The organism is Turicibacter sp. HGF1 (assembly GCF_000191865.1).
Classification (GTDB): domain Bacteria; phylum Bacillota_I; class Bacilli_A; order MOL361; family Turicibacteraceae; genus Turicibacter; species Turicibacter sanguinis.
The window spans coordinates 1-25,741 of record NZ_AEXQ01000022.1; the positions used below are offsets into that span (position 1 = coordinate 1).

At 34.5% G+C, this 25,741-nt stretch carries 25 protein-coding genes and 1 riboswitch; of the genes, 7 read left to right on the plus strand and 18 right to left on the minus strand.

Annotation, left to right across the window (positions count from 1 at the left end):
• Positions 1–18: 18 nt before the first annotated feature.
• The 18 genes from bsh to HMPREF9402_RS02365 form a co-directional block, all read right to left on the minus strand.
• On the minus strand, positions 19–1,059 hold the full coding sequence (gene bsh, locus HMPREF9402_RS02280) for a choloylglycine hydrolase (protein WP_009606361.1): 1,041 nt from the start codon (positions 1,057–1,059) through the stop codon (positions 19–21).
• A gap of 306 nt (positions 1,060–1,365) precedes the next feature.
• On the minus strand, positions 1,366–2,826 hold the full coding sequence (locus HMPREF9402_RS02285; RefSeq protein ID WP_009606353.1) for a cobyric acid synthase: 1,461 nt from the start codon (positions 2,824–2,826) through the stop codon (positions 1,366–1,368).
• Between the two features lie 9 nt (positions 2,827–2,835).
• Positions 2,836–3,477: a diphthine--ammonia ligase gene (locus HMPREF9402_RS02290; protein WP_006784172.1), complete on the minus strand. Its 642-nt coding sequence runs from the start codon at positions 3,475–3,477 to the stop codon at positions 2,836–2,838.
• Positions 3,478–3,481: 4 nt separating this feature from the next.
• Positions 3,482–4,237 carry an ABC transporter ATP-binding protein gene (locus HMPREF9402_RS02295; RefSeq protein WP_009606365.1) on the minus strand — a complete coding sequence of 252 codons (756 nt, stop codon included), beginning with the start codon at positions 4,235–4,237 and terminating at the stop codon, positions 3,482–3,484.
• A 5-nt stretch (positions 4,238–4,242) separates the two neighbouring features.
• The gene (locus HMPREF9402_RS02300) at positions 4,243–5,271 is read right to left on the minus strand and encodes a FecCD family ABC transporter permease (protein WP_009606358.1); all 1,029 of its coding nucleotides are present in this window, start codon (positions 5,269–5,271) and stop codon (positions 4,243–4,245) included.
• Complete coding sequence (locus HMPREF9402_RS02305) at positions 5,261–6,247, minus strand: ABC transporter substrate-binding protein (RefSeq protein ID WP_009606356.1); 987 nt, start codon at positions 6,245–6,247, stop codon at positions 5,261–5,263. The genes HMPREF9402_RS02300 and HMPREF9402_RS02305 overlap by 11 nt, the downstream gene beginning before the upstream one ends.
• A 158-nt stretch (positions 6,248–6,405) precedes the next feature.
• Positions 6,406–6,582, minus strand: a riboswitch (cobalamin riboswitch).
• Between the two features lie 92 nt (positions 6,583–6,674).
• Complete coding sequence (locus HMPREF9402_RS02310) at positions 6,675–7,049, minus strand: hypothetical protein (protein ID WP_006784176.1); 375 nt, start codon at positions 7,047–7,049, stop codon at positions 6,675–6,677.
• Between the two features lie 300 nt (positions 7,050–7,349).
• A complete protein-coding gene (locus HMPREF9402_RS02315) occupies positions 7,350–8,312 on the minus strand; it encodes a phosphoglycerate mutase (RefSeq protein WP_006784177.1) in 963 nt (320 codons plus the stop codon).
• Complete coding sequence (cobD, locus tag HMPREF9402_RS02320; protein WP_006784178.1) at positions 8,309–9,373, minus strand: threonine-phosphate decarboxylase CobD; 1,065 nt, start codon at positions 9,371–9,373, stop codon at positions 8,309–8,311. Before cobD ends, HMPREF9402_RS02315 begins: the two co-directional genes overlap by 4 nt.
• Positions 9,370–10,308 (minus strand): adenosylcobinamide-phosphate synthase CbiB, encoded by a 939-nt coding sequence (gene cbiB, locus HMPREF9402_RS02325; protein WP_006784179.1) that lies wholly within the window; start codon positions 10,306–10,308, stop codon positions 9,370–9,372. The genes cobD and cbiB overlap by 4 nt, the downstream gene beginning before the upstream one ends.
• A gap of 1 nt (position 10,309) precedes the next feature.
• Entirely contained in the window at positions 10,310–10,909 is a 600-nt protein-coding gene (locus tag HMPREF9402_RS02330) for a histidine phosphatase family protein (protein WP_006784180.1), read from the minus strand.
• Positions 10,902–11,279: a bifunctional adenosylcobinamide kinase/adenosylcobinamide-phosphate guanylyltransferase gene (locus tag HMPREF9402_RS02335; protein WP_006784181.1), complete on the minus strand. Its 378-nt coding sequence runs from the start codon at positions 11,277–11,279 to the stop codon at positions 10,902–10,904. The genes HMPREF9402_RS02330 and HMPREF9402_RS02335 overlap by 8 nt, the downstream gene beginning before the upstream one ends.
• Positions 11,276–12,034, minus strand: coding sequence for an adenosylcobinamide-GDP ribazoletransferase (locus tag HMPREF9402_RS02340; protein WP_009606367.1), 759 nt, complete (start codon positions 12,032–12,034; stop codon positions 11,276–11,278). The genes HMPREF9402_RS02335 and HMPREF9402_RS02340 overlap by 4 nt, the downstream gene beginning before the upstream one ends.
• Positions 12,009–12,563, minus strand: coding sequence for a bifunctional adenosylcobinamide kinase/adenosylcobinamide-phosphate guanylyltransferase (locus HMPREF9402_RS02345; protein ID WP_006784183.1), 555 nt, complete (start codon positions 12,561–12,563; stop codon positions 12,009–12,011). Before HMPREF9402_RS02345 ends, HMPREF9402_RS02340 begins: the two co-directional genes overlap by 26 nt.
• A complete protein-coding gene (locus HMPREF9402_RS02350) occupies positions 12,560–13,090 on the minus strand; it encodes a cob(I)yrinic acid a,c-diamide adenosyltransferase (protein WP_009606366.1) in 531 nt (176 codons plus the stop codon). The genes HMPREF9402_RS02345 and HMPREF9402_RS02350 overlap by 4 nt, the downstream gene beginning before the upstream one ends.
• Positions 13,091–13,101: 11 nt before the next feature.
• Positions 13,102–14,184 carry a nicotinate-nucleotide--dimethylbenzimidazole phosphoribosyltransferase gene (cobT, locus tag HMPREF9402_RS02355; protein WP_006784185.1) on the minus strand — a complete coding sequence of 361 codons (1,083 nt, stop codon included), beginning with the start codon at positions 14,182–14,184 and terminating at the stop codon, positions 13,102–13,104.
• 368 nt (positions 14,185–14,552) lie between these two features.
• Entirely contained in the window at positions 14,553–15,293 is a 741-nt protein-coding gene (locus tag HMPREF9402_RS02360; protein WP_009606364.1) for an Ltp family lipoprotein, read from the minus strand.
• 153 nt (positions 15,294–15,446) lie between these two features.
• Positions 15,447–16,568, minus strand: coding sequence for a serine/threonine-protein kinase (locus HMPREF9402_RS02365; RefSeq protein ID WP_009606355.1), 1,122 nt, complete (start codon positions 16,566–16,568; stop codon positions 15,447–15,449).
• 168 nt (positions 16,569–16,736) lie between these two features.
• Between HMPREF9402_RS02365 and HMPREF9402_RS02370 the strand changes: the two genes are divergently transcribed.
• The 7 genes from HMPREF9402_RS02370 to HMPREF9402_RS02400 all read left to right on the plus strand — a co-directional run bounded on the left by HMPREF9402_RS02370 (position 16,737) and on the right by HMPREF9402_RS02400 (position 25,703).
• The gene (locus HMPREF9402_RS02370) at positions 16,737–17,177 is read left to right on the plus strand and encodes a helix-turn-helix domain-containing protein (RefSeq protein ID WP_006784188.1); all 441 of its coding nucleotides are present in this window, start codon (positions 16,737–16,739) and stop codon (positions 17,175–17,177) included.
• Between the two features lie 83 nt (positions 17,178–17,260).
• The gene (locus HMPREF9402_RS02375) at positions 17,261–18,067 is read left to right on the plus strand and encodes a MerR family transcriptional regulator (RefSeq protein ID WP_006784189.1); all 807 of its coding nucleotides are present in this window, start codon (positions 17,261–17,263) and stop codon (positions 18,065–18,067) included.
• Positions 18,068–18,275: 208 nt separating this feature from the next.
• Complete coding sequence (locus HMPREF9402_RS02380; RefSeq protein WP_009606357.1) at positions 18,276–20,216, plus strand: FAD-dependent oxidoreductase; 1,941 nt, start codon at positions 18,276–18,278, stop codon at positions 20,214–20,216.
• A 192-nt stretch (positions 20,217–20,408) separates the two neighbouring features.
• A complete protein-coding gene (locus HMPREF9402_RS02385; RefSeq protein WP_009606352.1) occupies positions 20,409–21,440 on the plus strand; it encodes a YheC/YheD family endospore coat-associated protein in 1,032 nt (343 codons plus the stop codon).
• Between the two features lie 231 nt (positions 21,441–21,671).
• Positions 21,672–22,955 carry an ATP-grasp domain-containing protein gene (locus HMPREF9402_RS02390; protein WP_009606362.1) on the plus strand — a complete coding sequence of 428 codons (1,284 nt, stop codon included), beginning with the start codon at positions 21,672–21,674 and terminating at the stop codon, positions 22,953–22,955.
• Between the two features lie 131 nt (positions 22,956–23,086).
• On the plus strand, positions 23,087–24,142 hold the full coding sequence (locus HMPREF9402_RS02395) for a YheC/YheD family endospore coat-associated protein (RefSeq protein ID WP_009606351.1): 1,056 nt from the start codon (positions 23,087–23,089) through the stop codon (positions 24,140–24,142).
• 178 nt (positions 24,143–24,320) lie between these two features.
• Positions 24,321–25,703: a Mur ligase family protein gene (locus HMPREF9402_RS02400; RefSeq protein WP_009606359.1), complete on the plus strand. Its 1,383-nt coding sequence runs from the start codon at positions 24,321–24,323 to the stop codon at positions 25,701–25,703.
• Positions 25,704–25,741: the final 38 nt, after the last annotated feature.

A 25,741-nucleotide genomic window follows, 5' to 3' on the forward strand; every position in this document is an offset into this window, starting at 1 on the left:
TTTTTTTATTTATCTGATTTAGTTTTGGAATAAAATATCTTGTTTACCTTGATATTCAAAGCTGATGATTTCTTTTCCATCTAGGTCGGCTTTTGATAAGCAAACGGCACTAATACGACGGTTTTTATAATCTGTGTAGTAGTATGTTCCTGATTCTTGGCACATACAAGATTTATAGACAGTGTAATTCATATCTCCATTTGGATCAATTTCGCTTCCTTTTATGACGGTAACACCTGTTAGCACTTGGAAGAATGCTGAAACACCACTGACTTCATCATCTGCTTCGACAACTGTATCACGGAAATAGACTGTTCGAACAAATCGTGCAGCTGGAGAAGCATCTCCTGGAATTCCACACATATTAAGCCCATGACCAAATGGTTTAGCAACATATTCTCCAAATTGTTTTGGTGCTGGAGTTTTTGTATCTAATGTTACATATTGGCATAGATTTGTTAAATGCCAAGGGAAAGTTGGATCATTTGTTAAGGCTCCTACTGGATTGTCGTATACGTGCATTCCATCTTCCATGTACTCAATGACAATACTTTTTCCACTTAAATCTGTAAACATCCAGTGAAGTCCTGCAACAGGAAGCCCTTCTTTAACTGGAATATTCGTAATAATTAACTGTTTTAAAGCTTCTTTTAATTCATCTAAATTTGAGAAATTACTTAATGCCCAGTATAAGAAAGTTGAACCTGAAATATTCGTTTTTCCATCAACAGCTTTTTCGTTAAACTTAGCAAAATGCGTAAAATTTAACCCGGCACCTGCTAATCCTTTTTCATTAACTGCATCAAAAAGAAGGGGAAGACGATCCACAACAATTCCCATCCCAATACAAGCATACTTTGACGTATATGTTTCATCACTCACAATATTGAACCAATCATAATTTCTTGGAACAATATGAACAGCTTGTCCATATGTAGCGGGTACATCTAAATTTCGTCCAAATAAATGCTTATTATCTTTTGTAACTAAGCTAAGTCCTGTACACATATTTTTCAATCCCATCTTTCTATTAAAATAAAACATTAATTTTGAACTCATCAAAACACCTATTTTTAAGCTGATGGTTCCTAATTATAGTGTGTATCTATTTGAAAATGTTATGTTAAGATACTTTCAAAAAATATGAATCCTGAACATCAGCTCATTAAACAATTTCTTATCGCTTCATAAATAAAAAAACACCTAAATGACAGAGGATAAATATTAAAACTCTATTTATCATTTCATTTAGGTATTTTCATTAAGCTCTATTTTAAATTGGACTTTATATTATTCGACTTGAATTGGTTAATTCACTCTAAAAAAACAAATCCATAGATATTAACTATCCTTCAAAATATAGATTTAATTTAATAGGGTTTCAATGTATTCCATATCAACATTCTCTTTTAAAAGCTCGCATAGTTGATCGTACTGTGACATTTTATAATCTTTATAATTCATTTGATTTTTTATTTCTAGATTTAATTTTTGTTTAAGTTGATTGATTAACTTGAGGGCAAAGTCACCTTCATCGAATAATCCATGAATGTAGGTTCCAAAGACATTTCCTTCTTTATTTTTCATCCCAAGGACGACATCATTCTCATCTTTAATCCAGATGTTTTCAGAATTCGTTGTGAAACTCATGCCATTATGAATTTCATATCCATTGATTTGATTTCCATCTAAATCAAATCCACACACTTGTTTCGTTGTTTTTATCGGATTAAATTCAGTGATCATTTCAAGTAAGCCAAGTCCCGCTTCCTCACGCGGATTTCCTTCGACACCTTTTGGGTCTTTAACGATTTGGCCAAGCATTTGATAACCACCACAAATTCCAAAAACTAAGGTTCCTTGTGTTCGTTGAAACTCAATTCCATTGGCAAAACCACTTTGTTTTAAATAGATTAAATCATCAATCGTATTTTTACTTCCTGGAATGATAATTAAATGAGCCCCTTCTAATTCTCTTGGGTTAAAGACATAGCGGACACTGACATCTGGCAATCGATTAAGAGCATTAAAATCTGTAAAATTCGACATGTGTGGAAGTCGAATCACCGCAATATCAACACCGCTCCCTCTTTTGGTCTGAACTCTGTCCGTTGCGCCGTCTTCTTCTTCAATGTCTAATTCAAAATAAGGTAAGACGCCAAGTACTGGGATGTTAATCAGGTCTTCAATTTGCTTCATCGCATCCTTAAAGTACTCGATTTTACCGCGAAACTTATTGATGATAATTCCTTTAACACGTGCTCGCTCGTCTTCCTCAAGCAACATAATCGTTCCAACAATTGAGGCAAAAACGCCGCCTTTATCAATATCAGCAACTAAAATAACGGGCGCATCTGCCATCTTTGCCGTATGAAAATTTGCAATATCTGTTGCTTTTAAGTTAATTTCAGCGCAACTTCCTGATCCCTCTAAAACGATTAGGTCATGATTTTGTGCTAACTGTTTGTAGGCTAGTGCCGCCTGTTCCTTTAAATATTTATTTAAGTCATGATACTGATAGGCATCCATCGTACAGTGAACTTTACCTCGAACAATGACTTGTGTTTTATAACCCACACTCGGTTTCATTAGAATTGGATTCATGTCTGCAACCGGTTCGATTTCGCAACTTTCGGCTTGTACCACTTGAGCACGTCCAATTTCATCGCCATCTTTTGTCACATAAGAATTAAGTGAAATATTCAGAGCTTTATACGGTGCAACGCTATATCCTTGCTTTTTAAAATAGCGACAAAACGCTGCCGCTAGAGTACTTTTTCCAACTGATGAGGCTGTTCCAAGTAACATGATTCGTTTTGTCTTCATGTTGTTTACCTACTTAATATCTAAATAACCGTGTGTCTCGGTTAAAATATTTTCGCCAACTTCAAATGAAACAGGATAAGAGAATAATGGCCCATCATAGACAAAACTATGATACTCACCATTTTCACCACATGCATCAGACCCCGTTGCTTTAATTTTCTCAACTAATTCTTTCGTTAAGACCTTGCCTAAAAATTCTTCACCTAAACATTCTAACTTCACATTTTTTAAAACCGTTGTAAACCCTAAATCAATAAATTCATGCGTTAACGCTTCACGATCTTCTAACCATAAAGGAAAGACTGCCTCAAGTCCAACTGCTTCACAACGATCCGTACACCAAGTACGATGGGCTTCTAAATCAATATCTCCAAAAACACAAGCCTCGGCGCCCTGTTCTTTGGCTTTACCTAGTGCTTCTTCAAACGTTTCTTTATAATTATCCCCAATACTTTCAACCAATAAAAGCGGAATATTTAATGACTTTGATACTTCTTCAAGTAGATGCTTAGGAACACCGTGAAACCAACTACGACATACCTTTTTATCCACTGTAATTAATAAAGCTAACGGTTCATGTCCTGCTTTAATCATACGATATAATGATAGCGTACTGTCTTTTCCACAGCTATATGACATAACAAATTTCATAACCTTATCTCCATTTCTCTAACGCTTCTAACATAAAGTTTTTGATATTAATTCCGTAAACATCAAGTAATCTTTCTTCATCTAAAACATCTTTTGAAAGACCAGATGCCACGACTTGTCCGTCCTTAATCATGATGACCTCTTCACTAAACATTTGAACTAAATTCAGGTCATGCAAAACGGCAATCACAGTTTTTCCCTGCTCCTTTGTCCATTGATTAATATGGTCCAAAATTTCAATCTGATATTTTAAATCTAAATGATTCGTCGGTTCATCAAGTAAAATGATGTCAGGTTCTTGAGCAAATGCGCGTGCTAAATAAACGCGCTGCAATTGACCACCTGATAATTCATTGATGAGTTTATCCTTTTCCGCTTCTAATCCGACTCGTTTAATACAATCGAGCACAATCTCTTTATCACGCTTTGATAGTGTGGAAAACAGTCCGGTTGAATGAGCATATCTTCCTAGTGAGACGGTTTCATACACGGTATAAGGAAAATAAAGGTCTGATGATTGCGTAATGAAGGCAATCTTTTTAGCAAGATGCTTTCGTTTGATGTGTTTAATATTCTGACCTTCTAATAGAATTTCTCCTTCATAATCTAGAAGGTTGGCAATTGCTTTTAAAATCGTTGTTTTTCCACAACCATTAGGCCCCACAATACATTGAGTTTGACCTTTTTTTATGTGTAGGTTAACGTCTTTAACAACTATTTTTCCATCATATCCACAATTGAGTTGATTAATTTTTAACATTTGACTCACCTACTTCTCTTACTGAAATATAGATAAGCAAAGAATGGAGCTCCAATTAAAGCGGTAATAGCTCCAACAGGAAGTTCGGATGGGGAGATAATCGTTCTAGCAACTAAATCTGTTAACATCATGAAAGATCCACCAAAAACGATACACATTGGAATGACCCATTTATGATTTGAACCGACCAGTTTCCTTACGACATGCGGTGTGATTAAATCGATAAAACCAATCGTCCCACTTAAAGCAATCGCACTTCCAGTTAAAATTGCAACTGCTACAATGAGGTTTGTTTTAACTTTTTTGGTTTCAACTCCGACGCTTTTTGCTTGATCTTCTCCGAAACTTAAAACGTCCATTTCTTTACAATATTTTAAAACGATAAAAAGACCGACGATAAAAAATGGGATAATAGCTCTCACATAGGGCCATCCCCGCATCGCAAATGAGCCCATTTGCCACATCGTTATTTGAGTAATATTCTCACTATTTAAAGCAGTTATGGTTGTGAGCATGGCATTTGTAAATAATGAAAATACCATTCCAGCAAGTATCATTGTATTATTTGAGAGCCCACGATCTACTTTGTTCGCGAATAAAATAACTGAAAAAACAGTGGCTAACCCACAAATAAACCCGATAACAGGTAAGGCCATATTCCCAACCAATGGAATTGAAAACCCTAGGATAATGTAAAGTCCAACACCAAGCGATGCTCCAGATGAGACGCCGAGTGTGTAAGGTGAGGCAAGTGGATTTTTTAGAATGGATTGAATGACAGCTCCACTAACAGCGAGAGAGGCTCCGACTAAAAAAGCGAGTAAGACCCGTGGTAATCGAATGACCCAAATGATTGAGACATCTTTATTTTGGATATTTTCGAGTAGCGGGAGATTAAATAGTTTATGCCCTATAATCGATAAGATATCAAGAAAGTCAATGTTCGAACTTCCGATGATGGTTCCGATACATATAATTAATACTACTAACGGAATCGCTAGTAGTATTAAAAGTTTGCGTTTATTAGTTTGCATAGTATTCAGGATAAACAGCCTGTGCAATTTCTTTTAAAGCTTTAATCACGTTTTGGCTACCACGTGATGAGGCATTTTTATCGATTAAATAAATGGCATCATTTTCAACCGCTGTGATTGTTTCAAATCCCGCACGTTCTTTAATTAATTGAGTCGCATTATCTAAGTAAGTTTCATTTGTCAAGATAACATCTGGATTAGCTGTAATAACCGCTTCCTCACTTGGTGAAATCCATCCTTCTTCATCAGCTAAAATATTTGTTGCGCCTACTGTTTCAATTAATTCATTAATAAATGTTGAATGACCAAAGCTATATAATTTTGATGATGAACCAATTTCAAAGTACACTGCTTTTTTATCTGTGATGGTATCACCAACGGCTTTAATAGCAGCTACTTCTTGTTTCATTTCATCAATTAATTCTTGTCCTTCTGTTTCTTTATTTGTTACATCCGCAATAAAAGCAATATCCTCATAAATTCCTTCAATGCTATCACTACTTGGGATATATACTACTGTAATTCCCGCTTCTTTTAATAAAGCGTAAGGATCTTCATCTCCTACTTTGTTATGTCCTGATGCAATAATAATATCAGGTTGCATTTCAATAATTGCTTCTGAATCTGGGTTTCTAAAATCGATGACTTCAGCATCTGCTGGAATTCCTTCGATATCTGTTGAATATTTATCCACACCAACTAGGTTATCAGCTAATCCTAGTGCAATTAATACTTCCGTATTAGATGGTGCAGTTGATAAAATGCGCTCAATCGAAACTGGCGCTTCAAATTCATTTCCTTCACGGTCTACCATTTTTGAAGATGTTGCATCTGAGTTTTGTGCTTGCTCAACTGGCGTTTGTGTTTGTTCAGTTGTTTCTTTGTTTTCGGGTGCTTCTGTTTGACACCCTGCTAATGACATCATTGTAACAAATGCCACTAAAGATGATGACACGATTTGTTTAAACTTTTTCATACTTCTCCTCCAAGTTTTAAAATTTTGAGGTTCATATGATACGTATGAAATTAACATAAAAAAACATACCACATTAAGGTATGACTACATTAAATTCTTTTACCTAATGACTTAAGTAAAATCACGTACGTATCCCATTATCCCATCCTCAGGGGATAATAGCACTCGCATATCAGGCAAGTCTCCCGACTTTGCATCATCCGCCGTCTTCCCTTCCCACATCAATTGATGCAGTGGCTCACTAAGACATTGTCCGCTTCACGGTTACTGAGATAGTTGAAGAATTTCACTTCATTCCTTATTAAGATCATATCACCTGCTATGAGTCCATGACTAATCAAGTATAGTCGTTACACTTCTATTTGTCAAATTTGTCTAATGATAGCCAATTACCTAACACTTTATGAATCATACCCAATCTTTATTCTCAATTGATTTGTAATTGGTTTTCCTTCGTTATTTTTAACGTTTCTGCCGTATTGAAATCATAAACTAAGCGGCTAATCTCAGCATAACTCACCACATGGTCATCTTTTAGAGCTATAACTAAATGAATAGTATCTGAATACTCAATCGCTGTCTCATGCTTAAAACGAGTTCCAATTGTTTCCTCAACTTTTTCAAGTGGTGTATATGGATGAAAGATCCATACTATATCCCAATCAGTAGGAAAAAACATTGAAAAATCTACCGTATCACCGTCGACACACTCTAAAAACTTCTCATCATCCAACTTAATAGCTTGTGATGTGCATCCTGTTAATAGCATACTTATTAAAATCATCATCCACCATTTACTCATCCTATCCCTCATTTCAATTCTCATCATAACATCTAAATTAATTTCAAAAAAGAGTTTATTTTAGTTCTAAATCTAATACTATTCCCATACATTGTAGAGAAGATTAAGTTACTGGGGTACGGCTTAATCTTACAAACTCCTTTAGTTTTATTACTTTATTTTCCTTTGGGTGTGTGTGTTGCTTCTTATGTTTACGTTTTGAATTTTTACAAACCGAAATGAATTCCTTTTTGAATTCTTTCACTGCCATGTTTTAATCAAAAAAAGACTGCTTTTCCTTGCCACGAAAAGCAGTCTTTTTTATTTTTCTAAAACTATTTCCCACATCGGCACCTTCCCTACCTCATGTTTCCCAGTTTTAGAATCGGTACGATGATCACATGTTATATAAATCATTGTATCACTGAGTTGATTGACTAACGGTAAAATGAATTGGGTATTTATTTTTTCTAAGAAGGCTAACTTACCCGCAAAATCTTTTTGATGAGCTAATTCATCAAGTCCATTAATATGCACAATTAAAACATCCACTTCTTGAATTAAAGAAAGGGCTACTTCAAGCTTTTGAACTAAATCTGTATTTTCATAACCTGTTGCTAGGCTTGGTTTAATTGATTTCATACCAAGCGCTAATCCCATTCCCGCTACTAAATCAATCCCACTTACCACTGCTCCAACTTTTTGATATCGATCATAAAAAGATGGAAGATGAACCACCGTAGATAATCCCCAAGGCCATAGCATGCAACCGTTTAATCCGTGTTGATTAAAAACAGCTTTAGAGTCCTTCATCAGTTTTTGAAGTCGCCAATCCTTTGGTATTAAAGTATCAAGGTCTTCACCTACATGAAAATGTGGCGGGTATAACTTAATATCTGAGGAAAAATTTTTTAGAAGCAATAAATTTTTATACGTGTCACCCGCATACAACGTTCCATCCGGTACGTGAATTTCTTGAAGGATACTTTCAATGTTTGACGGCAATCTTCCACCAGTAAAGTCTACTAATTTTCCATCCTCAACTCGTACAATATTACATCTTAATACAACTTCATTTTCCTGAAGAGAAATCCCATTTGCAAGAGCTTCGTAATAGGCACGTTCACCAATCTCAAACTGATTAGACGAATAACCAAGCAGATTAAAAATACAATTTAAACTATCCAGATCACGATTCAAAACCGAAAAATCACACCAGGATGTCGGATTAAAGTCAAGCTGCTCTTCCATCAAACCATCTAAAATAATTAGCACTTCTTTCATATCAAAATGCCCTCTAACGCGTTAATTAGCGCTAAATTTTCTGCTCGTGTGCGCACTGCAACCCGATAAAACCCTGCTGATAACCCTACATAATTATCACAGCTACGAATTAAAATCCCATCCTTTAATAATTCCTGTTTCAAATCCAATGACACTTTACATTTGAAAAATAAGAAGTTTACCGCCCCACGATACACTGTCAATGAGTCAAATTTTTCAAGAGCTGTGTATAGGAATTCATTTTCTTCTTTAACATAGGTCAGAGTTTTAGAGATATACTCTGTTTGAGTTAACGCCACCTGAGCTCCGAAATTAGCGACCGTATTAATCGCCCACGGTACCGCGATTTTATTGATTTGTTCAATCAGATGTTGATCACTTAAAACACCATATCCCACCCGAATACCTGGAAAGGCGAAAAACTTCGTCAGTGATTTAACTACGATCAACTGTTTAAATTGATTCACATCACTTATCATACAGTAGTCTTCTTTGTTCTCAACAAAATCTAAAAATGATTCATCCACGACGACTTTTGTCTTAGTTTGGACTGCTTTCTTTAAAACTTTTAAGATGAATTCTTTCGGTGTTAAAACACCGGTTGGATTATTTGGATTACAAATAAATAAAACATCAATCCCTTCCTTTATCGCGTCTATAAAACCATCTTCTAACTTAAAATCTTCTTTTAAAATATAATGCTCTATCTGACACTCCATCGATTTTAGGGCATCTTCATACTCTGAAAATGTCGGTGCAAACAACAATGCTTTTTTAGGTTGAAGTGCACGAACAACATTAAAAATCACTTCTGCTGCTCCATTTCCAAGTATGATTTGTTCTTCCTTTATATTTTCATAATTCGCAATAGCCCGTTTTAAATCATAGTACGTGATATCAGGATAATGAACAATGTTATCTAATGATTGAATCATGGCCTCTAACACATTCGGACATAGTCCAAGAGGATTAATATTTGCCGAGAAATCAATGATGCTATCTTCAAAAATTCCGTGTAATCTCGCAATCTGTGCAATGTTTCCACCATGGCCTAAGTTCATCTCACCACTCCTCCAATTAATAAGGCAACAATTAATCCTAAAAAACTCACCGTTGTTAAAATCATATTCGTTTGATATAAATCTTTCATTTCAATCGCTTTTGTTTCGTCGCCAATCGTCGGTTTTTCAACCAGTTTACTGAAATAATAATTCGCTCCTCCTAGCTTAATTCCTAAGGCTCCTGCTACTGCAGCTTCTGGATGTGCGCTATTTGGACTGGTATGATTATAACGATCACGCTGATAAATCTGATAACTTTGTTTATAATCTAATCCTAAAATAAATGATGCAATGATAATCAAATAGCCCGTTAATCTAGCTGGAATATAATTAAATAAATCATCCATTTTAGCTGAAACAAAACCAAATTCAAGGTATTTCTCATTTTTATAACCAAACATCGAATCACACGTATTGACTGCTTTATACGCCATCGCAAGCGGCGCACCACCAAGTCCTGCAAATAAAATCGGAGCAATAATGCCATCTGACATATTTTCTGCCACTGTTTCAATCACTGCACGAACAATTGAAGTTTCATCAAGTGATGCCGTGTCACGTCCGACAATATATGATAATTGATGACGCGCTTTTTCAATATCACCGGACTCTAACGTTTTAATCACTTTAAGTCCTTCAACTTTCAGCCCTTTAGCTGAAAGACAGAAATAAATTAAAATACCTTCTACTAAAATCCCGACCATCGGGTGGATAAAGAACGCTATTTTAACGATGATTAACGTGATTAAAAAGGTCGGAACAATAATACAAAGCCACGCAAGTGCTCCTGCTAATTTAAGGTTATTTGAATCTATTTTTCGAAATACACTTTCCAAATTCATCGCCCAACTTCCAATGATTCGAACCGGGTGATATGGATTATGTGGGTCGCCGATGATGACATCAAGGACGAATCCAATCATTAAAGACCACATGCTAAAACTCCTCTAATATCTCTATTTTAATACTTGTCTCTTTTGTAAGACGTAATTTATAACCGCCACCACAACGGGGTTGATACTCATAAAAATGTTTACGTTGATCATAAAACAAATGAAGTAATGTTCCAATCACACCGCCATGACAGACTAACAAAGCCTCTGATTCATGACTTTCTAACAACTCATCCACAAGTAATTCAAGTCCTTTTGAAATTCGTTTATAAAAATCTTGTTTTGACTCTCCTTGTGGACACGAAACTGCTCCCTCTTCATCCATGATCCATTCGATATAGCGCGCATCATCTTTCAACATGTCATACGACTTTCCTTCAAACTCACCGAAATCATATTCCCAAAATAATGGACGCACCTCATAAAAGGTTTGGGGATAAAGGAGTTCAAAGGTTTGATTCGCACGAATTGCACCACTTGTAAAGTTTTTAGCACAAACAGGATAGTTGTAACATTTTTGTTTCTCTTTGATTTCCTTGATGCCGGCTTCGCTTAAAACATCGTTTGTTTTTCCACAGTAAAGTCGTTGTTCATTACTTTTTGTTTTTCCATGTCTGATGACATATAAAATCATATTATTCATCTTTAAGGACCACCTCGATACCACAAAAAATCCGAATAATGCTATTACTTTCACGACTTAAAAATTGCAGGATGCGCCCTACTTCCTCTCTATAAAATCGTTCTTCTTTTTTTAATGGAACGATGCCTGATGAGATTTCATCGCAAACGATGACTTTAGTTTTTAAGTCGTCGAGATGCTCTTCAAAAAATGGTAATGATGAGATGCCATTTAAGGCGTTGTGATAAATAAAGTGGTGAATTCCGTATAGAACTGATTTTGACAAATCAAGGGTGTCTTGAATATAACAAATATCTTCATCCACTACTCTTAATGTTTCTTTTACGTAATTTAATTTTCCGTTATAGGCGCCACCAATTATGAGTTTCATCTTATCACTCCTAAGGTTAGTAATCCGATAAATTCACAAAGAACTAATATATAGCCCGCGACATCTCCGTTAAATCCACCGAGTTGTTTTTGGGTGTTACGTACAAGTAGCAAAGCAGCGATTCCCATGAAAAGGGGAACGGCAATCCCTAATATTCCAACGAGTAGATAGCTCCCCAAAAAGGTGATGAAGTAGATTAGGCTTAAGATAAGAAGGTCAAGGCGCCCAGTTCCTTGTTTAAATAATTTTCCTAGATAGCTTTCACTAATCGTCTCCTTTGTAATTAAAAAGTATCCAACAAGACTTCTTGAAATAATCGGAATGAGAATGAAAAACAGAAAGGATTGTTGATGTGTTAGAAGTGTCTGAAGTACTGAAAACTGACAAATTAATAATAAGACTAAAGAAATAACAGCAAAGGCACCGACCCGAGAGTCTTTTAATATTCGAATTTTTTCTTCTTGGGAACGTCTTGATAATAAGGCATCACATACATCCATGAACCCATCTAGATGTAAAAATCCTGTCAGTAAAAATGGAATGGCAAGTAAGATAGAGGCGGTTAAAGTTTCCGTGACTTGAAGAGCGGTTAACAACAAAGCCGCCACGTACCAAAGTCCTCCGATGATGAGTCCGATGAAAGGATAAAGTTTCATCATATGACGTGCCGATGATTCATCCCATTCATATTTCGGTAGTGGAATAATCGTGAACATACTGATGGCCATATTAAGTGCGTAATATAAGCTTTTCATGAAGCGCCTCCTTTCCCTTGTGGACAATCGTATTTCCGTAAACACACTCGATGACAACGTCAGCCAATTTTGCGATTTCACAGTTTACATAGCCTAGTTCGCGCCGAAATGTCTCGGTGTACGCATCATAATGAATGGCATCACTAAACAAATAATCTGACACAATGACAAGGTGTTTTGTGTTTATCTTTTTTACGACTTCTAGCATTTGTACACTCACATTTGGATAAAACTCAGCCATTACAAACATTTCATTTGTCATCCACGAGGTTAAGCTATCGAGTAAGATAGTATCCTGTGGATTAATCGTATCGATTATTTTATGAAGCTGTCGCTTTGCTTCTAGTGTTTGAAAAGCGCGGCCTTCACGCTTTTGTTGATGAATTTTGATTCGTTGTTGATCTTCCTCATCATGAGGATTCATCGTTGCAATATAATATAGATTTCCGCCTTCATGTAGCATTTGTGCTATTTTTTCAGCATAATCAGATTTTCCACTTTTAGCTCCACCTACTACAAGGATGATCATATTTCAATTCCTACTCGTGCGGGAATCCCTTCTGTAAACGGATGCTTCACAGCCTTTATTTCAGATACATAATGAGCAAGTTCAACTAATTCAACTTTAGGATTACGCCCTGTCATGACAACTTCTAATGATGTTGGCTTATTCTTTAAAAAATCAACGACCAAATGCACAGGAACAAAGTCTAAATTAACCGTCGCAATCAATTCATCTAAAATGAGAACATCATAGTCTTCTTCGACTGCCTTTTTGGTGACTGCTTTAAAACGATTAGTATGTTCTATTTTTACGATTGCTTTTTCTTCTTCTGTCATATTCCAAACAAATTTTTTAGCTGGCTCACCTTTTACAACATGAAAAAATTCTGATAATTTCTCAATCGATTTTAATTCTCCTGTTTTATTACTTTTTAAAAATTGTGTTAACAATACTTTTTTCCCATGACCAACAGCTCTAAGTCCAAGTCCCATTGCAGCACTTGTCTTTCCTTTACCATCCCCACAATAAATATGAATTAATCCGATTTCCATAGTCGGCCTCCTTAAACTTTATAACTTTCTTCATTCCGCACTTCATCTAAATAATCATCATCAATATGCGCTTCATCAAATGTTGCCATGTTATTCATCATAGCCATTGCAAATTCAATCACCGAAAACGCAATGGGACAACCACTCCCCTCCCCTAAACGCATGCTAAGGTTTAGCATAGGTGTCAATCCTAATTGTTCAATCGCTATGTTATAGCCGATTTCTTCTGATTTGTGCGATGGAATGCAATAATCTTTTACATCTTTATTTAATTTAGTTGCCACTAATGCTGCTACAACTGAAATAAAGCCATCAATGACAACGGGGATTTGGTAATAAGCCGCACCTAAAAAGACACCGACCATTCCTGCAATATCAAATCCACCGACTTTAGCAATCACATCAATTGGATCTTGTGGATTTACTTGATTTAACTCAACTGCTCGTTTTACGACGTGCTTTTTTTTCTCATAGGCAGCTTTCGTAATTCCGCCACCTTTTCCAACAAGCTTATCCACAGAAATCCCCGTTAATCCTTTTAAGACAGCAGCTGAGGTTGTGGTATTTCCAATCCCCATTTCACCCACGCCGAGTAATTGGTACCCCTTTTCTCTAGCTTTTTTAACTGCTTCAATTCCAACTTCAATCCCTTGAACCGCCATTTCATGAGACATTGCGGGCCCTTTATAAATATTTTGCGTTCCTTTCGCAAGTTTTTTATGAATGACTCCTGGAATAATTTCGTCAGAATTAATCCCAATATCAATCACCATTAAATCAGCTTTATTTTGAGCTGCCAAAACTGCAACGCCTGTTTTACCTTTAATAAAATTTTTAGTCTGAGCCAATGTTACAAGTTGTGGAGCTGATGCTACGCCTTCTTCAACCACTCCATTATCAGCCGCCATTATGATAATACACTTTTTTTCAATCTTATTTACAACACGTCCTGTAATTCCGGCGATTTGAATTGAAAGATGTTCTAATTCACCTAGACTCCCTAGGGGCTTTGCTAATGAATCAACTCTTTTTTTAGCTAACTTCTTTGTTTCTTGATTAATGGGTTTGATACCTGCGAGGACTGTCTGTAACAAAAAATCTCCTCCTAACTTTTCTTTTTAAACGTTCACTTTCTCATTCATTTTACAAGATTATCTGAAGGCTTGCATCCTTTATTGTTTATAAACGACAAAAAAAGCCTACCTTACAACTATAAGATAGACTCTCAAATGAAATTTAAATAACATAACAACTACTAATTAATGATTTCCCCACAAAATCATTTCAACTACACACCAAACACTTTTAAAGGCAATTAGAATATGAACCACTCTTTTATTATAACTAGAATCAAATTAAAATTGGTCTGCTACAAGCAGACAAACTATTAATTTGATAAATAATATTTTCATTAATAAAGAGCAAAAAAAAGGAGCGTCAAACGCTCCTAGAAATTTATGAGTTATTGAAGATGATCAATTGCGTATTGTGCTTCCTCCGCTGTAAACTTCTCTCCATATTCTGATGTTAATTGATCATAAATAGCGCTCGGAGACATAGACATCATTTTTTGATAAGTTTCTGCTTTTTTTAACGCATTTTCCTCCCAATCCGCTTTTACATTATCCACCGCGTACTGTGCTTCTTCTGCTGTAAACTTCTCCCCGTATTCTGATGTTAATTGATCATAAACACCAGCTTTAGACATATTCATGGTATTGCTATACGTTGTTGCTTTTTTTAATGCATTTTCTTTCCAATCAACTTGCACATTATCAATGGCATATTGGGCAGCTTCTGGTGAAAATTTCTCTCCATATTCCGATGTTAGTTGATCGTATACTCCTGCCTTAGACATATTCATGATATCGCTGTATGTTGTTGCCTTTTTTAGGGCTGATTTGTATTCTGTTGGAATATTTTCTTCCACTTTTTCCTCTACTTGAGTAGTATTTTCTGTTTTTTGAGTAGTCTCTTCTACTTTATTTACTTGATCCACTTCTTGTTCAATAGTTTGATTTGATTCTGAATGATTTAATGAATCTTCCCCACCGAAAGCTCCAATCATGACAAATAAAATAATCAACCAAAACCACCATTTTTTATAAAATGATTTTTTATTTTTCGCCCCACATTCTGGACATACTTTAGCCTTAGATGCTATTTCTTTAGAACACGTTTTACATTTAATCATTTTTCCCATTATTCAGGTCCTCCTTCGTTTTTTTACTTCTCTATGCGATGATATATAACTTAATTAGATCAGTATCAATTGAAATGACACCTATTGATTATACAAATAACCTAAACCAAAAGGGTCTGCTAGGAGCAGACCCTTTTGGTTTAATATAAAAAATTAGCGTTTCAAAAAATCATTAAGTAATCCCCAAATCATGAATATAATAAAATTATAAACCATTAATCCAGTCAATAAATTATCTTTTATACCCGGAAGTCTCTGTTGAAGCTGTTTATAATTACTGTTGAGTAACGTCATACTAATTAAACAGATAACGAGTGATACATTTTCAATCCAAGTAATGATTGAAGTACCTTGAGTTCCCCCAAATATTAAAAACAGATACCAAAGCGTCGCAATAATGACAAATAGTAGATTTCCACGTCGGTATCCTGGAATTTGTCTAATTTCTTTTAAAACAAGATTTTTAGGTTCCTTGTTAGGAAGAATGTTTAAAAAGTCTAAACAAGATAAATATAGGTTAACTTGTTGCCTAATTAATGATTCTTTTAGTTCTATTGGCCTATGAATCAGTTTGGATAAGTCTGACTTTAATTCATGCACATTTTGATATCGATCATTCGGTGAGAGTTTCGTACATTTATCGATGATTCTCCCAATCTTAGATCGATTTTTTTGATACATATCACCAGTTGTTAATACATTTAGTAACACACCAATCGAGTAAATATCACTGCGTGCATCCGTTTGTTCAAATCCAAATTGCTCAGGTGAAGCGTAACCTTTAGTTCCTAAAATGTGTGTATCGAGCTGGCGATTATTTTGGTAAACACGCGATACATCAAAATCAATCAGTTTCAAAACTCCGTCTGCACTAATCATGACATTGGATGGTTTAATATCGCGGTGGATAATTGGGGGTTTTTGATTGTGTAGTACTTCTAGTACTTCACATAAGCGAATTCCACATTTAATCGCAAAACTTTCATCTAACGGCTCATTCATATATTCTTGTAAGGTTCGTCCGTTGATAAATTCCTCGATAACAATTAAACAATCTTCACATTCAAATATCTCTTCTATTTTTGGAAGATGTCGATTTTTAATATGTTGTAATTTTCGATAAACATCTAGATTATAATTTTTCAGAATTTTCTTAATATAAATTTTACTTGTTAACGAATTTTGAACAAGTAAAACGTCACTTTTAGGTGAATGATTTAATTCAACTAATGTTTCATATAATGAAATTTGATATTCTTGTTCTAGTTGATCCATATAATCCCCTTAACATTGATTTAAAGTTTAACTCATTATACTATTATACTATACAAGTCCAAGTAAGTTTTTAACAGCGTAAAAACTTTTGACTAAATTAAATTTCTAGGACCTAGGAACGATCAAACTATTTCTGTAAATATATAATTTGTGATTTGAGGTGTGAATATGAGCGATAAAAAAACGACAGAGCTTGATACAATATTAAACTTTATTGAAGATGAGAAAATGTTAGATGACTACTTAAAACTTCAATTACCCAAAAACACATTAACGTTTATCAATTATCTTGAGGAAATTCGTTCAAACAAAAACTTAAAGAAAGGCTTGTGGATTGAACAAGCTGATATTTCACGTTCTTATGCATATCAGATTTTTAATGGAACTAAATCTCCTAGTCGCGATACCATTTTAAAATTATGTATTAGCGGTGGTTTTTCCCTTGAGGAGACTAATAAAGCTTTGACTCTTGGCGGATTTAATAAGTTGTACGCTAAGAATCGTCGTGATTCTTTATTAATTTTTGCACTGAATAAACAGTTAAATCTGATTAATACGAATTTATTTTTAGATCGTTATGAACAAGATTCCCTTGGAAATATCGATTAAAAGATAGGTTTTATAGCAATTCCTCTTATCTTTTGATAAAATGAAGTGCATATCATTTGACAAATATTTTTTAAGGGGAAGTTATGGAGAATTATAAGATTGGACAATTAACTAAGACAATGGGAGTGTCTCCTCATTTATTAAAGCATTATGAAAAATTTGATTTAATTATTCCAACGAAAGACCATGAAACTAATTATCGTTATTATGATTTTGGGCAGTTTGGAAGATTGATTCAATCTAAAAAATTTCGTAATATAGGTTTTTCGATTAAGGATACTTCTGACTTAGTTAAAGGAATTGATAATACAAAACTAAATGAGATGCTATCAAAGCATATTGACTCTCTTCAAGTTGAAATTGAAAATTTAAAATTACAACAAAAGTTGGCGATAGATTTATATGATTCGAGTGTAGAATGTGATGAAAGATTAAATCAATGGTTCATTGAAATGATGCCAACTCGATATATTTTAATCCAGAGTGATAATAAAAGATTAATTGAAGAACACCATAGTTTAATCGGAGAAATTAATTTAATTGATCATGCCCCAATTACAGAGTCGTTATTATATATTCCAAAGTCTAATTTAAAGACGGAGGATTTTAGTTATCACTGGTGTTTGGGGATTTCACAAACTGCACTAGATTTTTTACAGTTAGCAGTTGATGAACGATTTATTCGTATAGATTCTTGTCGTGTTTTTACAACTTATTTAAAAGTTAAGATCCCGTATACTGAAAACAAAGTTCTAATTCATGCGATTAAGGAAATCTTCACTGCGTATCCGTTTCATTGTAGTGGGGATATCATCGCTATCTTATTAAAATCGACTTGCGAGGATGAGATTCTGTATCAATATTTTAAAATATATATTCCAATCGACTAACCTGTGTCCTACACTCGGGTTAGTTTTTTTTTATGCTGATTTGAGAATCTGTGTCTATTCCAAATATGTAAATTAATTAGAAAATGAATAAAAAAAGTAGATTTTTTATATTATTTTTTTCACAAATCCTGTTGACTTGCCACTTACCCTCACCCTTAAACTGAGATTGTTAAATAAAACACAAAGTTTATTTGGGGAGGTTATCATCATGAATCATTTTTCTAAACGTGCTGCCGCTGCTTTTTTAGTCATGGCATTACTTACAACTGGATGTTCTGCTAATGAAGCATCAACATCATCTGATTCAGTATCTGAATCAACGCAATCAAAAGGAACACTTAAAGCTGGAACTTATACCGCAACGGGGACTGGAAACAACGGAACCATTACAGTCGAAGTTGTCTTAAGTGAAACAAAAATTGAAAGTATTAAAATTTTAGAATCAACAGAAACGGCAGGACTTGGAGATAAAGCTTTAGAATCTTTAATTGAAGAAGTCGTAGCAAACCAAACAATTGCCGTTGATACGGTAACAGGTGCAACAAATAGTTCAAGTGCGTTATTAACAGCTATTGAAACATGTTTAACAGAAGCAGGCGCTAATATTGAAGATTTTAAAACTGAAATTGCTAAAGTTGGAATCGACGAAGAAATCACAACTGAAATCGTTGTTGTTGGGGGAGGTGCTTCAGGTTCGGCTGCTGCCTTACAAGCTGTTCAAGATGGAGCAAAAGTAACATTAGTTGAAATGACGGCATCTCCTGCTGGTCAAGGAACAATGGCTGGTGGATTATTTGGAACAGATTCAACTCAACAACAAGAACAAGGTAAAACAGTAGATGGTAAATGGTTCTATGATCAATTCGTTGATACAAGTAACTATACTGCAAATGGTGGATTATTATCTAAAGTAATTCAAAACTCTGGACGCACTGTTGACTGGTTAATCGAAAATGGGGTGAATTTAATCTTAGCTCATCCTTCAACTGGTGGATATGAAGAGCATAAGTATACGCATCCTAATTCAACTATCCATGGATATGTAGATGGAGGAACTGTTGCTATTGCAACATTACATGAACAAATTGTAGCACTAGGTGGAGAAGTTCTATATTCAACTAAAGCAACAGATTTAATGATTGAAAATGGTGAAATTAAAGGAATTCAAGCTGAGAAAGAAGACGGTGGAATCTTAACAATTAATGCTGATGCCGTCATTTTAGCAACAGGTGGATTTGCTGGAAACGAAGAATTAGTAACTAAATATTTTGGTGAAGGCGTAGGAAAAGGTCGCGTTGCAACAAATATCGGAACAGGTATCGAAATGGCCATCTCTGCTGGGGCTGCAGCAAGTTATGAAGATGCTATTACAATGCATTATGGAGTTAACCGCGGTGGATCATCTTGGGGATCTGCACTAAACTCTGCTTTAATTAATCCATTCTTATTTGTTGATGTTGATGGAAATCGTTTCATGAATGAAGAATCATTTATTTTCGAACCAATTAAAACATCAAATGTTATTAAATCATTACCTCAAATGACAGCTTATGAAATCTTCGATCAAACGATGATCGATATCGTTAAAGAAAAAGGAGCTGCTGGTTTAACTGATGTTTATACTGGTGAATTAGCAACTAATCCAACAGTATTTATTGAAGTTGGACACGAAGTTAACACAGCCGACGCTGCTAAAAAAGCTCATACACCAACGGATATCATGCCTGATATTGAAGCGTTAATTGAAGCAGAAAGTATTATTACTGCAAACAGTCCTGAAGAATTAGCAGAAAAATTAGGAATGGCTCACTTAGTTGATACTATCGCACGTTACAATGAATTATGTGAAACTGGTGAAGATACTGATCACTTTAAATCATCTAAATATTTAGATAAATTAGAAGGAACTTTATATGCTGTTAAAACAACTCCTTCAGTCTTCTTAGGAACTTTAGGTGGAATTGATATTAACGATAATGCTGAAGTATTAGATCCTAACGGAAAAGCAATTAAAGGATTATATGCTGCTGGATCAGAAACAAATGGAGCATATGGAAACAGCTATGTCTTCTTTGAAGGTGGAACTTTAGGATATGCTTATGGAACTGGTCGTATTGCCGGTGCAAGCGCAGCCGCAAGTTTAAAATAAAAAACATCATTGTTTACCTAACATGTCAATCCCTATTACATACATTCCTCTACTATTAGCACTAGTAGAGGGATTTTTTGTACTTTAAGCTTTCTTTTATGTTATTTTTCTCTACCCTAATATCGAAGTCCCGCATATTATAAAATTGGGATGCTATTTATCCTACCCTATTTTAAAGAAGAGTGATAAAAAATGATCTTGATTGGAATGTTACATCATCGTAAAATGCCCACTTCCATTGAAAGAACTTCTTTTTATGCCCTTGCCGCTAAAGAAGAAGGGGTAGATTTTATTTATTTTTCACCTAAAGGGGTGGATTTTAAAAATAAAGTCATTAATGGCTATGTGTATAAAGACGGAATTTGGAAACGTGCAACTAAACGATTTCCTGATGTCATTTTCAATGCAGGGAGTCCTGCAAAGCTTAATCGTTCAAAACAGATCGTTAACCGATTAAGAAAAGAAATTCCATTTACAAGTTATCCAGTAGGAAATAAAATGGCGGTATATAAGCGTTTAAAAAAGGCAAAAGTTTTTTCACGTTACTTAATTCCAACTCAAACAGTTTCTTCAACCCAAGAACTGTTGAAGTTTATACAAAAGAATGGAAAAATTGTCTTTAAACCGGTTGGTGGTCATCAAGGTGAAGGTGTAACCTTTATTGAACGAAAAGGACAAAAGTTCTTAGTTCAATTTGAAGGGGTAGATCATATCTATACCCTATCTCAATTAAATGAATTTGTGTCAAAAAGAATCCTTCATACAAACTATCTTGTACAACGCTATATTAACTCTAAAAATAGTGATGGTGAACCAACGGACTTTAGACTACATGTGCACAAAGATGGAAATAAAAAGTGGATTATATCAGTCATTTATGCACGAAGTTCTACAACAAGAAGCTTAATTACAAATGTTCATCAAGGAGCAAAAGTCGCCGTCTTAGATGACTATTTAAAAGAACACAATCCACGTCATCGAGAAGAAATGAAGAAAAAACTTGAAATCTTCGCCATAAAGCTTGCCAATCACTTAGATGATTTACAGGAAAAATCTCATCTTCATAAATTTGACGAACTCGGAATTGATATCGGAATTGATGAACACAACAATATCTGGATATATGAAGTCAACTGGCTTCCTGGCACTCCACACTCCTTCTATGGAAAGCATGGAATCGAAACTAACACTATTCGTTATGCCGCAAGCTTATGTAAAAAATGATGTGTGAATGAACGTAAGATTAGCAAAAGAATGCTACATCAGAAGATTAGGATAAGAAACTTAGTAATATGACATCAAAAGTATTTCTAATACCTAAAGTTCCTAGTCTTATTTCCTATCATTCCATTTATAAAAGACTTCCCACACACACACTTGGATAAAGCTGAACTACTCAAATGAAATCATCGTCAAAGCTATTAAATTATTGTTTACAAAAGGAAGTAATAGGTAATGAAAACCATTATATTTATAAATAGTAACAAAACCGGCTCTAGTCGTGAAGCTATTAAAGCCGCAGATAAAATGGGATACTTTACAATTTTATTAACTGATAAATCCGGATTTACAAATCGTTCAGAATACCCTGAAATAAAATTAGTGAAACGAGTCAATTTTAAAAACATGGATGAAGTTCGTAACGTCATAAGTAACTTACAAAAAACAGGTAAATTTGAAATTAAATGTATCATTAGCTTTATTGATCAATATTGTTATGTAGCAGCTCAATTAGCAGAAGAATTTGGTCTTAGTCAATTCACAACAGCTGGAATTATGAATATGGAAGATAAGTTATTATCACGAAATGCGGTTAAAAATTCTCCTTATAGCCCACGTTTTATTAAACTAAATCCAAATGAAAGTTTTAGTAAGCGTGAAGTTAAAGACTTAATTCCATTCATGTTAAAATCTCCGTCTTCAGCAGGATCTAAAGATGTTTTTAAAATTACATCGATGGATGAGTTTAACACTTATCGAAAAAGACTCACTAAAAAATATCCACAAGAGCCTCTACTTCTTGAGGAATACCTTGATGGCCCTCAATATTTAGTTGAATGTATGGTTATTAAAAAAAGCGTTCATATTGTCGCGATTATCGAGCAAGAGATTACATTTTACAATCGTTATATCATCACGGGGTATAATCTAGTGATTGATCCAAATCCAAAATTCTATGAATCTCTTAAAGTTGCTGTAAAAGATATCATTGAACTTCACGGGCTTGAAAATGGTTCCTGTCATCTTGAAATGCGCCTCGTTAATAAACAATGGAAGCTAGTTGAAACAAATCCTAGAATTTCTGGTAGTGGAATGAATGAGTTTCTTGAAATTGGATTGGGTATAAATCTTGTAAAAGAAACGTTAAAACTAGCACTTGGTAAAGAGCCTGATTTAGAACCTAAACACAAAAAAAATGCATTTGCACAATATATTATTGTCAAACAAAAAGGAATCTTAGAGCGAGTCTTAGGAAAACAAGCTGCACTTACATCCCCTAATGTTAAATCAGTTTATATTAAACCTAGAAAAGGTACACTCTTAACCCCCCCAGAATCAATGGGAAATCGTTATGCTTATGTTGTAGCAATTGGAAAAACTGAAAATGAAGCCAAAAAAAATGCTAAATATGCTGCTTCAAAAATAAAATTCGTCTTAATGCCTTATACAAATCGTAATGTCAATCGAACTAATACTCGAAATCTTAGTCGAAATTCAAATCGAAAACCAAGACGTTAGCTCTTTAAATTTCCTATTTAAAACTCCAACCCTATTGGAGTTTTTATTTTGGAAAAAATTATCCGTTCGCTCTCAATTCGCATATGATAGCATTGGGGTAGTGTTTTTATCTATCCTAAGGAGAGAAAAATATGATATTAATTGGATATTTAAGCCATCGCAAAAATCCAAGAACGGTGAAGCAGGCTTATTACTTTGCAGTCGCTGCCCAAAAAGAAAATGCAGAATTTTTATTTTTTTCACCAAAAGGGATCGATATTGCAAATCGAAAAATCAATGGATATATCTTAGTTAAAAATCAGTGGAAAAAAGTTGAACGCCGTTTTCCAGATGTTATATTCAACCACGGAAATCCAGGTAAAATGGCTCATTCCCAAGATAAAATTGATGTCTTAAAACAAGAAATTCCTTTTACAAGCCATTCCATTGGATCAAAAATGACAGTTTATTATCGCTTAAAAGAAGCGAAAACTTTTTCAGAGTATTTAATTCCTTCTATTACGGTTTACTCACCTAAAGATGTTTTAAACGCTTTAAATAAATATAAAAAAATTGTATTTAAACCGAATGATGGTCATAAAGGGATTGGTGTGACTTTTATTGATAAATTACCTAAAGGATATAGTGTAAAAGTAGATCATCAGAAATTTATATATAATGAAGCACAATTGATGAGATTTGTGAAACAACGTATCAGAGGTAAAAAACATTTAATACAGCCCTGTATTAATTCTAAGACACGATATGGTGTCCCTTTTGACTTAAGACTGCATGTGCAAAAAGATGGTAATGGTGAGTGGAAAGTTGCCCTAATTTATGCCCGTGTAGCTCGTAATAATTCGTTCGTTACTAATTTAAGTAGCGGAGGATCTCGGGTTCCAATTGAAAAATTTTTACGCCAACAATACCCAAAAGAATACAGTGGCATGAAAAAACGCCTTGAAAGATTTGCATTGGATTTGGCACGGCACATGGATGAGATTCAACAACAAGTTCATTCTGAAACTTTAGATGAGCTTGGTATTGATATTGGTATTGATCAAAATAAACATTTTTGGATTTATGAAGTAAATTGGCGCCCTGGACTTCCTCATGCATTATTTGGAAAAGTAGGTGCTGAGCGCACAATGATTCAGTATACGATTTATTTAGCTAAACAACATAAATCTCACCTCAATAACCGATAAGGATAGTTGTTCCCTTCTTAATTAAGTTCAATTCATTATGATAAAGTTCTACTATTAAATACATCATATTTTTATTCCTTATAATACTTATAGCAAGATTGTCACTTAACTTAACATCGGGAACTATGAAATTCAAATCATAAGGGAGACCCACCCTAAATCATAAGGAGATATTATTATGAAAAAACTTTCAATAGGTACGATTAGAAAGGTGATTCACGGTTCTCTTGTTAAAGGAAATGATAATCTCATGATTTCTTCCGTTGTGACACAAGCAAAACAAGTAGAATCTAGTAATACCCTTCTTTTCTTACTCAATCCTAGAACTTTTGACTGGAGATTTATCAAAAAATACTTACCTTGTGCAATTGTTACAGATCGGCCTATTGGTCACTGTCCATTCGGTAATAACTGTACAATTATCAAAGTTAATAAAATAAAAGAGTCATATTATGACTTTATTGATTTTTATCGTAATCAATTTGATATCCCCGTTATCGCTGTCACTGGAACATGTGGTAAAACAACAACAAAAGATATGACACGTCATATTTTAAAGCATTTTTATAAAACAGAGGGAACCGTGAAGTCTACTAACGGGGAGTCTAAACATCTCTCTTACTTAATGAAATTAAATGATAGTGTTGAAGCAGCTGTTTATGAAACTGCCGTGGCTGCTCCTGGTTATATAAAAAAAAGCTCACGATACTTTAAACCACAAATCGGAATCATCACAAACATCGGTATTGACCACCTTGATCAATGTAAAACACTCGAAGGTTACATAAAAGCTAAAGGTGAAATGGTGAAAGCAGTTGGTGAAAAAGGAACCTTAATCTTAAATGCCGACGATGATAACATTAAAAAAATTAGCTTAGAAGATTTTAAAGGAAAAATTATTTACTATGGTGTAGGCGAGAATGCCGATTATCAGGCTTCAAACATTGAATTCGTACCTAAAGGAATGAGTTACATTTTAACTGTTAATAATAAAAGATACAAAGTTTTCATTCCTGGTTACGGTGTCCATCAAGTTTATAATAGCATGGCTGCCATTGCAGCTGCTTATGAAGTGGGAATTAGCTATCGTGATTCTATTAAACTCCTTCCTTCATTCAAACATTTAAATTCTCACTTTGAAGTTATGAAAGGATTGAATCAATGTCAGCTGATTGTGGATACTTGGAACATCAATCCTACTTCACTCGAAGCAAGTATTAAAACAATGTGTGAAATAGCTAAAAATCGTAAAAAAATAGCGCTAGTTGGTAGCATTGATGCACTGGGGAAAAACTCAAGACAACTTCATCAAAAAGTTGGGGATATGATTTGCCAGTATGATCTCGACGTATTAATCACTATAGGATCCCAAGCTAGATATATTGCTTTGCAATGTCGTCGAAATGGATTTAAAGGGAAAGTATATAGCTTTTCATCAACAGAAGGAGTGCGTCGATTATTGAATCAAATTGTTGATAAAGATACAACACTACTTACAAAATGTTCAATGCATGACCCGGCAGTCATTAACTTCGTAAATAACCTTAAACTTAAAAAATAATAAAAAAACTGTTCAGATTTAAATATACTCTGAACAGT

Excerpts from the sequence above, each read along its gene's own strand:
- HMPREF9402_RS02310 (WP_006784176.1), bottom strand. The coding sequence starts at position 7,049 with ATGAGTAAATGGTGGATGATGATTTTAATAAGTATGCTATTAACAGGA.
- HMPREF9402_RS02380 (WP_009606357.1), top strand. The coding sequence starts at position 18,276 with ATGAATCATTTTTCTAAACGTGCTGCCGCTGCTTTTTTAGTCATGGCA.
- HMPREF9402_RS02300 (WP_009606358.1), bottom strand. The coding sequence starts at position 5,271 with ATGCAAACTAATAAACGCAAACTTTTAATACTACTAGCGATTCCGTTA.
- HMPREF9402_RS02285 (WP_009606353.1), bottom strand. The coding sequence starts at position 2,826 with ATGAAGACAAAACGAATCATGTTACTTGGAACAGCCTCATCAGTTGGA.
- HMPREF9402_RS02350 (WP_009606366.1), bottom strand. The coding sequence starts at position 13,090 with ATGGAAATCGGATTAATTCATATTTATTGTGGGGATGGTAAAGGAAAG.
- cbiB (WP_006784179.1), bottom strand. The coding sequence starts at position 10,308 with ATGTGGTCTTTAATGATTGGATTCGTCCTTGATGTCATCATCGGCGAC.
- HMPREF9402_RS02315 (WP_006784177.1), bottom strand. The coding sequence starts at position 8,312 with ATGAAAGAAGTGCTAATTATTTTAGATGGTTTGATGGAAGAGCAGCTT.
- HMPREF9402_RS02340 (WP_009606367.1), bottom strand. The coding sequence starts at position 12,034 with ATGAAAAGCTTATATTACGCACTTAATATGGCCATCAGTATGTTCACG.
- HMPREF9402_RS02385 (WP_009606352.1), top strand. The coding sequence starts at position 20,409 with ATGATCTTGATTGGAATGTTACATCATCGTAAAATGCCCACTTCCATT.
- HMPREF9402_RS02295 (WP_009606365.1), bottom strand. The coding sequence starts at position 4,237 with ATGTTAAAAATTAATCAACTCAATTGTGGATATGATGGAAAAATAGTT.
- HMPREF9402_RS02290 (WP_006784172.1), bottom strand. The coding sequence starts at position 3,477 with ATGAAATTTGTTATGTCATATAGCTGTGGAAAAGACAGTACGCTATCA.
- HMPREF9402_RS02330 (WP_006784180.1), bottom strand. The coding sequence starts at position 10,909 with ATGAATAATATGATTTTATATGTCATCAGACATGGAAAAACAAAAAGT.
- cobD (WP_006784178.1), bottom strand. The coding sequence starts at position 9,373 with ATGAACTTAGGCCATGGTGGAAACATTGCACAGATTGCGAGATTACAC.
- HMPREF9402_RS02335 (WP_006784181.1), bottom strand. The coding sequence starts at position 11,279 with ATGAAACTCATAATTGGTGGCGCCTATAACGGAAAATTAAATTACGTA.
- HMPREF9402_RS02305 (WP_009606356.1), bottom strand. The coding sequence starts at position 6,247 with ATGAAAAAGTTTAAACAAATCGTGTCATCATCTTTAGTGGCATTTGTT.
- HMPREF9402_RS02375 (WP_006784189.1), top strand. The coding sequence starts at position 17,261 with ATGGAGAATTATAAGATTGGACAATTAACTAAGACAATGGGAGTGTCT.
- HMPREF9402_RS02395 (WP_009606351.1), top strand. The coding sequence starts at position 23,087 with ATGATATTAATTGGATATTTAAGCCATCGCAAAAATCCAAGAACGGTG.
- HMPREF9402_RS02400 (WP_009606359.1), top strand. The coding sequence starts at position 24,321 with ATGAAAAAACTTTCAATAGGTACGATTAGAAAGGTGATTCACGGTTCT.
- HMPREF9402_RS02345 (WP_006784183.1), bottom strand. The coding sequence starts at position 12,563 with ATGATCATCCTTGTAGTAGGTGGAGCTAAAAGTGGAAAATCTGATTAT.
- HMPREF9402_RS02365 (WP_009606355.1), bottom strand. The coding sequence starts at position 16,568 with ATGGATCAACTAGAACAAGAATATCAAATTTCATTATATGAAACATTA.
- HMPREF9402_RS02390 (WP_009606362.1), top strand. The coding sequence starts at position 21,672 with ATGAAAACCATTATATTTATAAATAGTAACAAAACCGGCTCTAGTCGT.
- HMPREF9402_RS02370 (WP_006784188.1), top strand. The coding sequence starts at position 16,737 with ATGAGCGATAAAAAAACGACAGAGCTTGATACAATATTAAACTTTATT.
- HMPREF9402_RS02360 (WP_009606364.1), bottom strand. The coding sequence starts at position 15,293 with ATGGGAAAAATGATTAAATGTAAAACGTGTTCTAAAGAAATAGCATCT.
- bsh (WP_009606361.1), bottom strand. The coding sequence starts at position 1,059 with ATGAGTTCAAAATTAATGTTTTATTTTAATAGAAAGATGGGATTGAAA.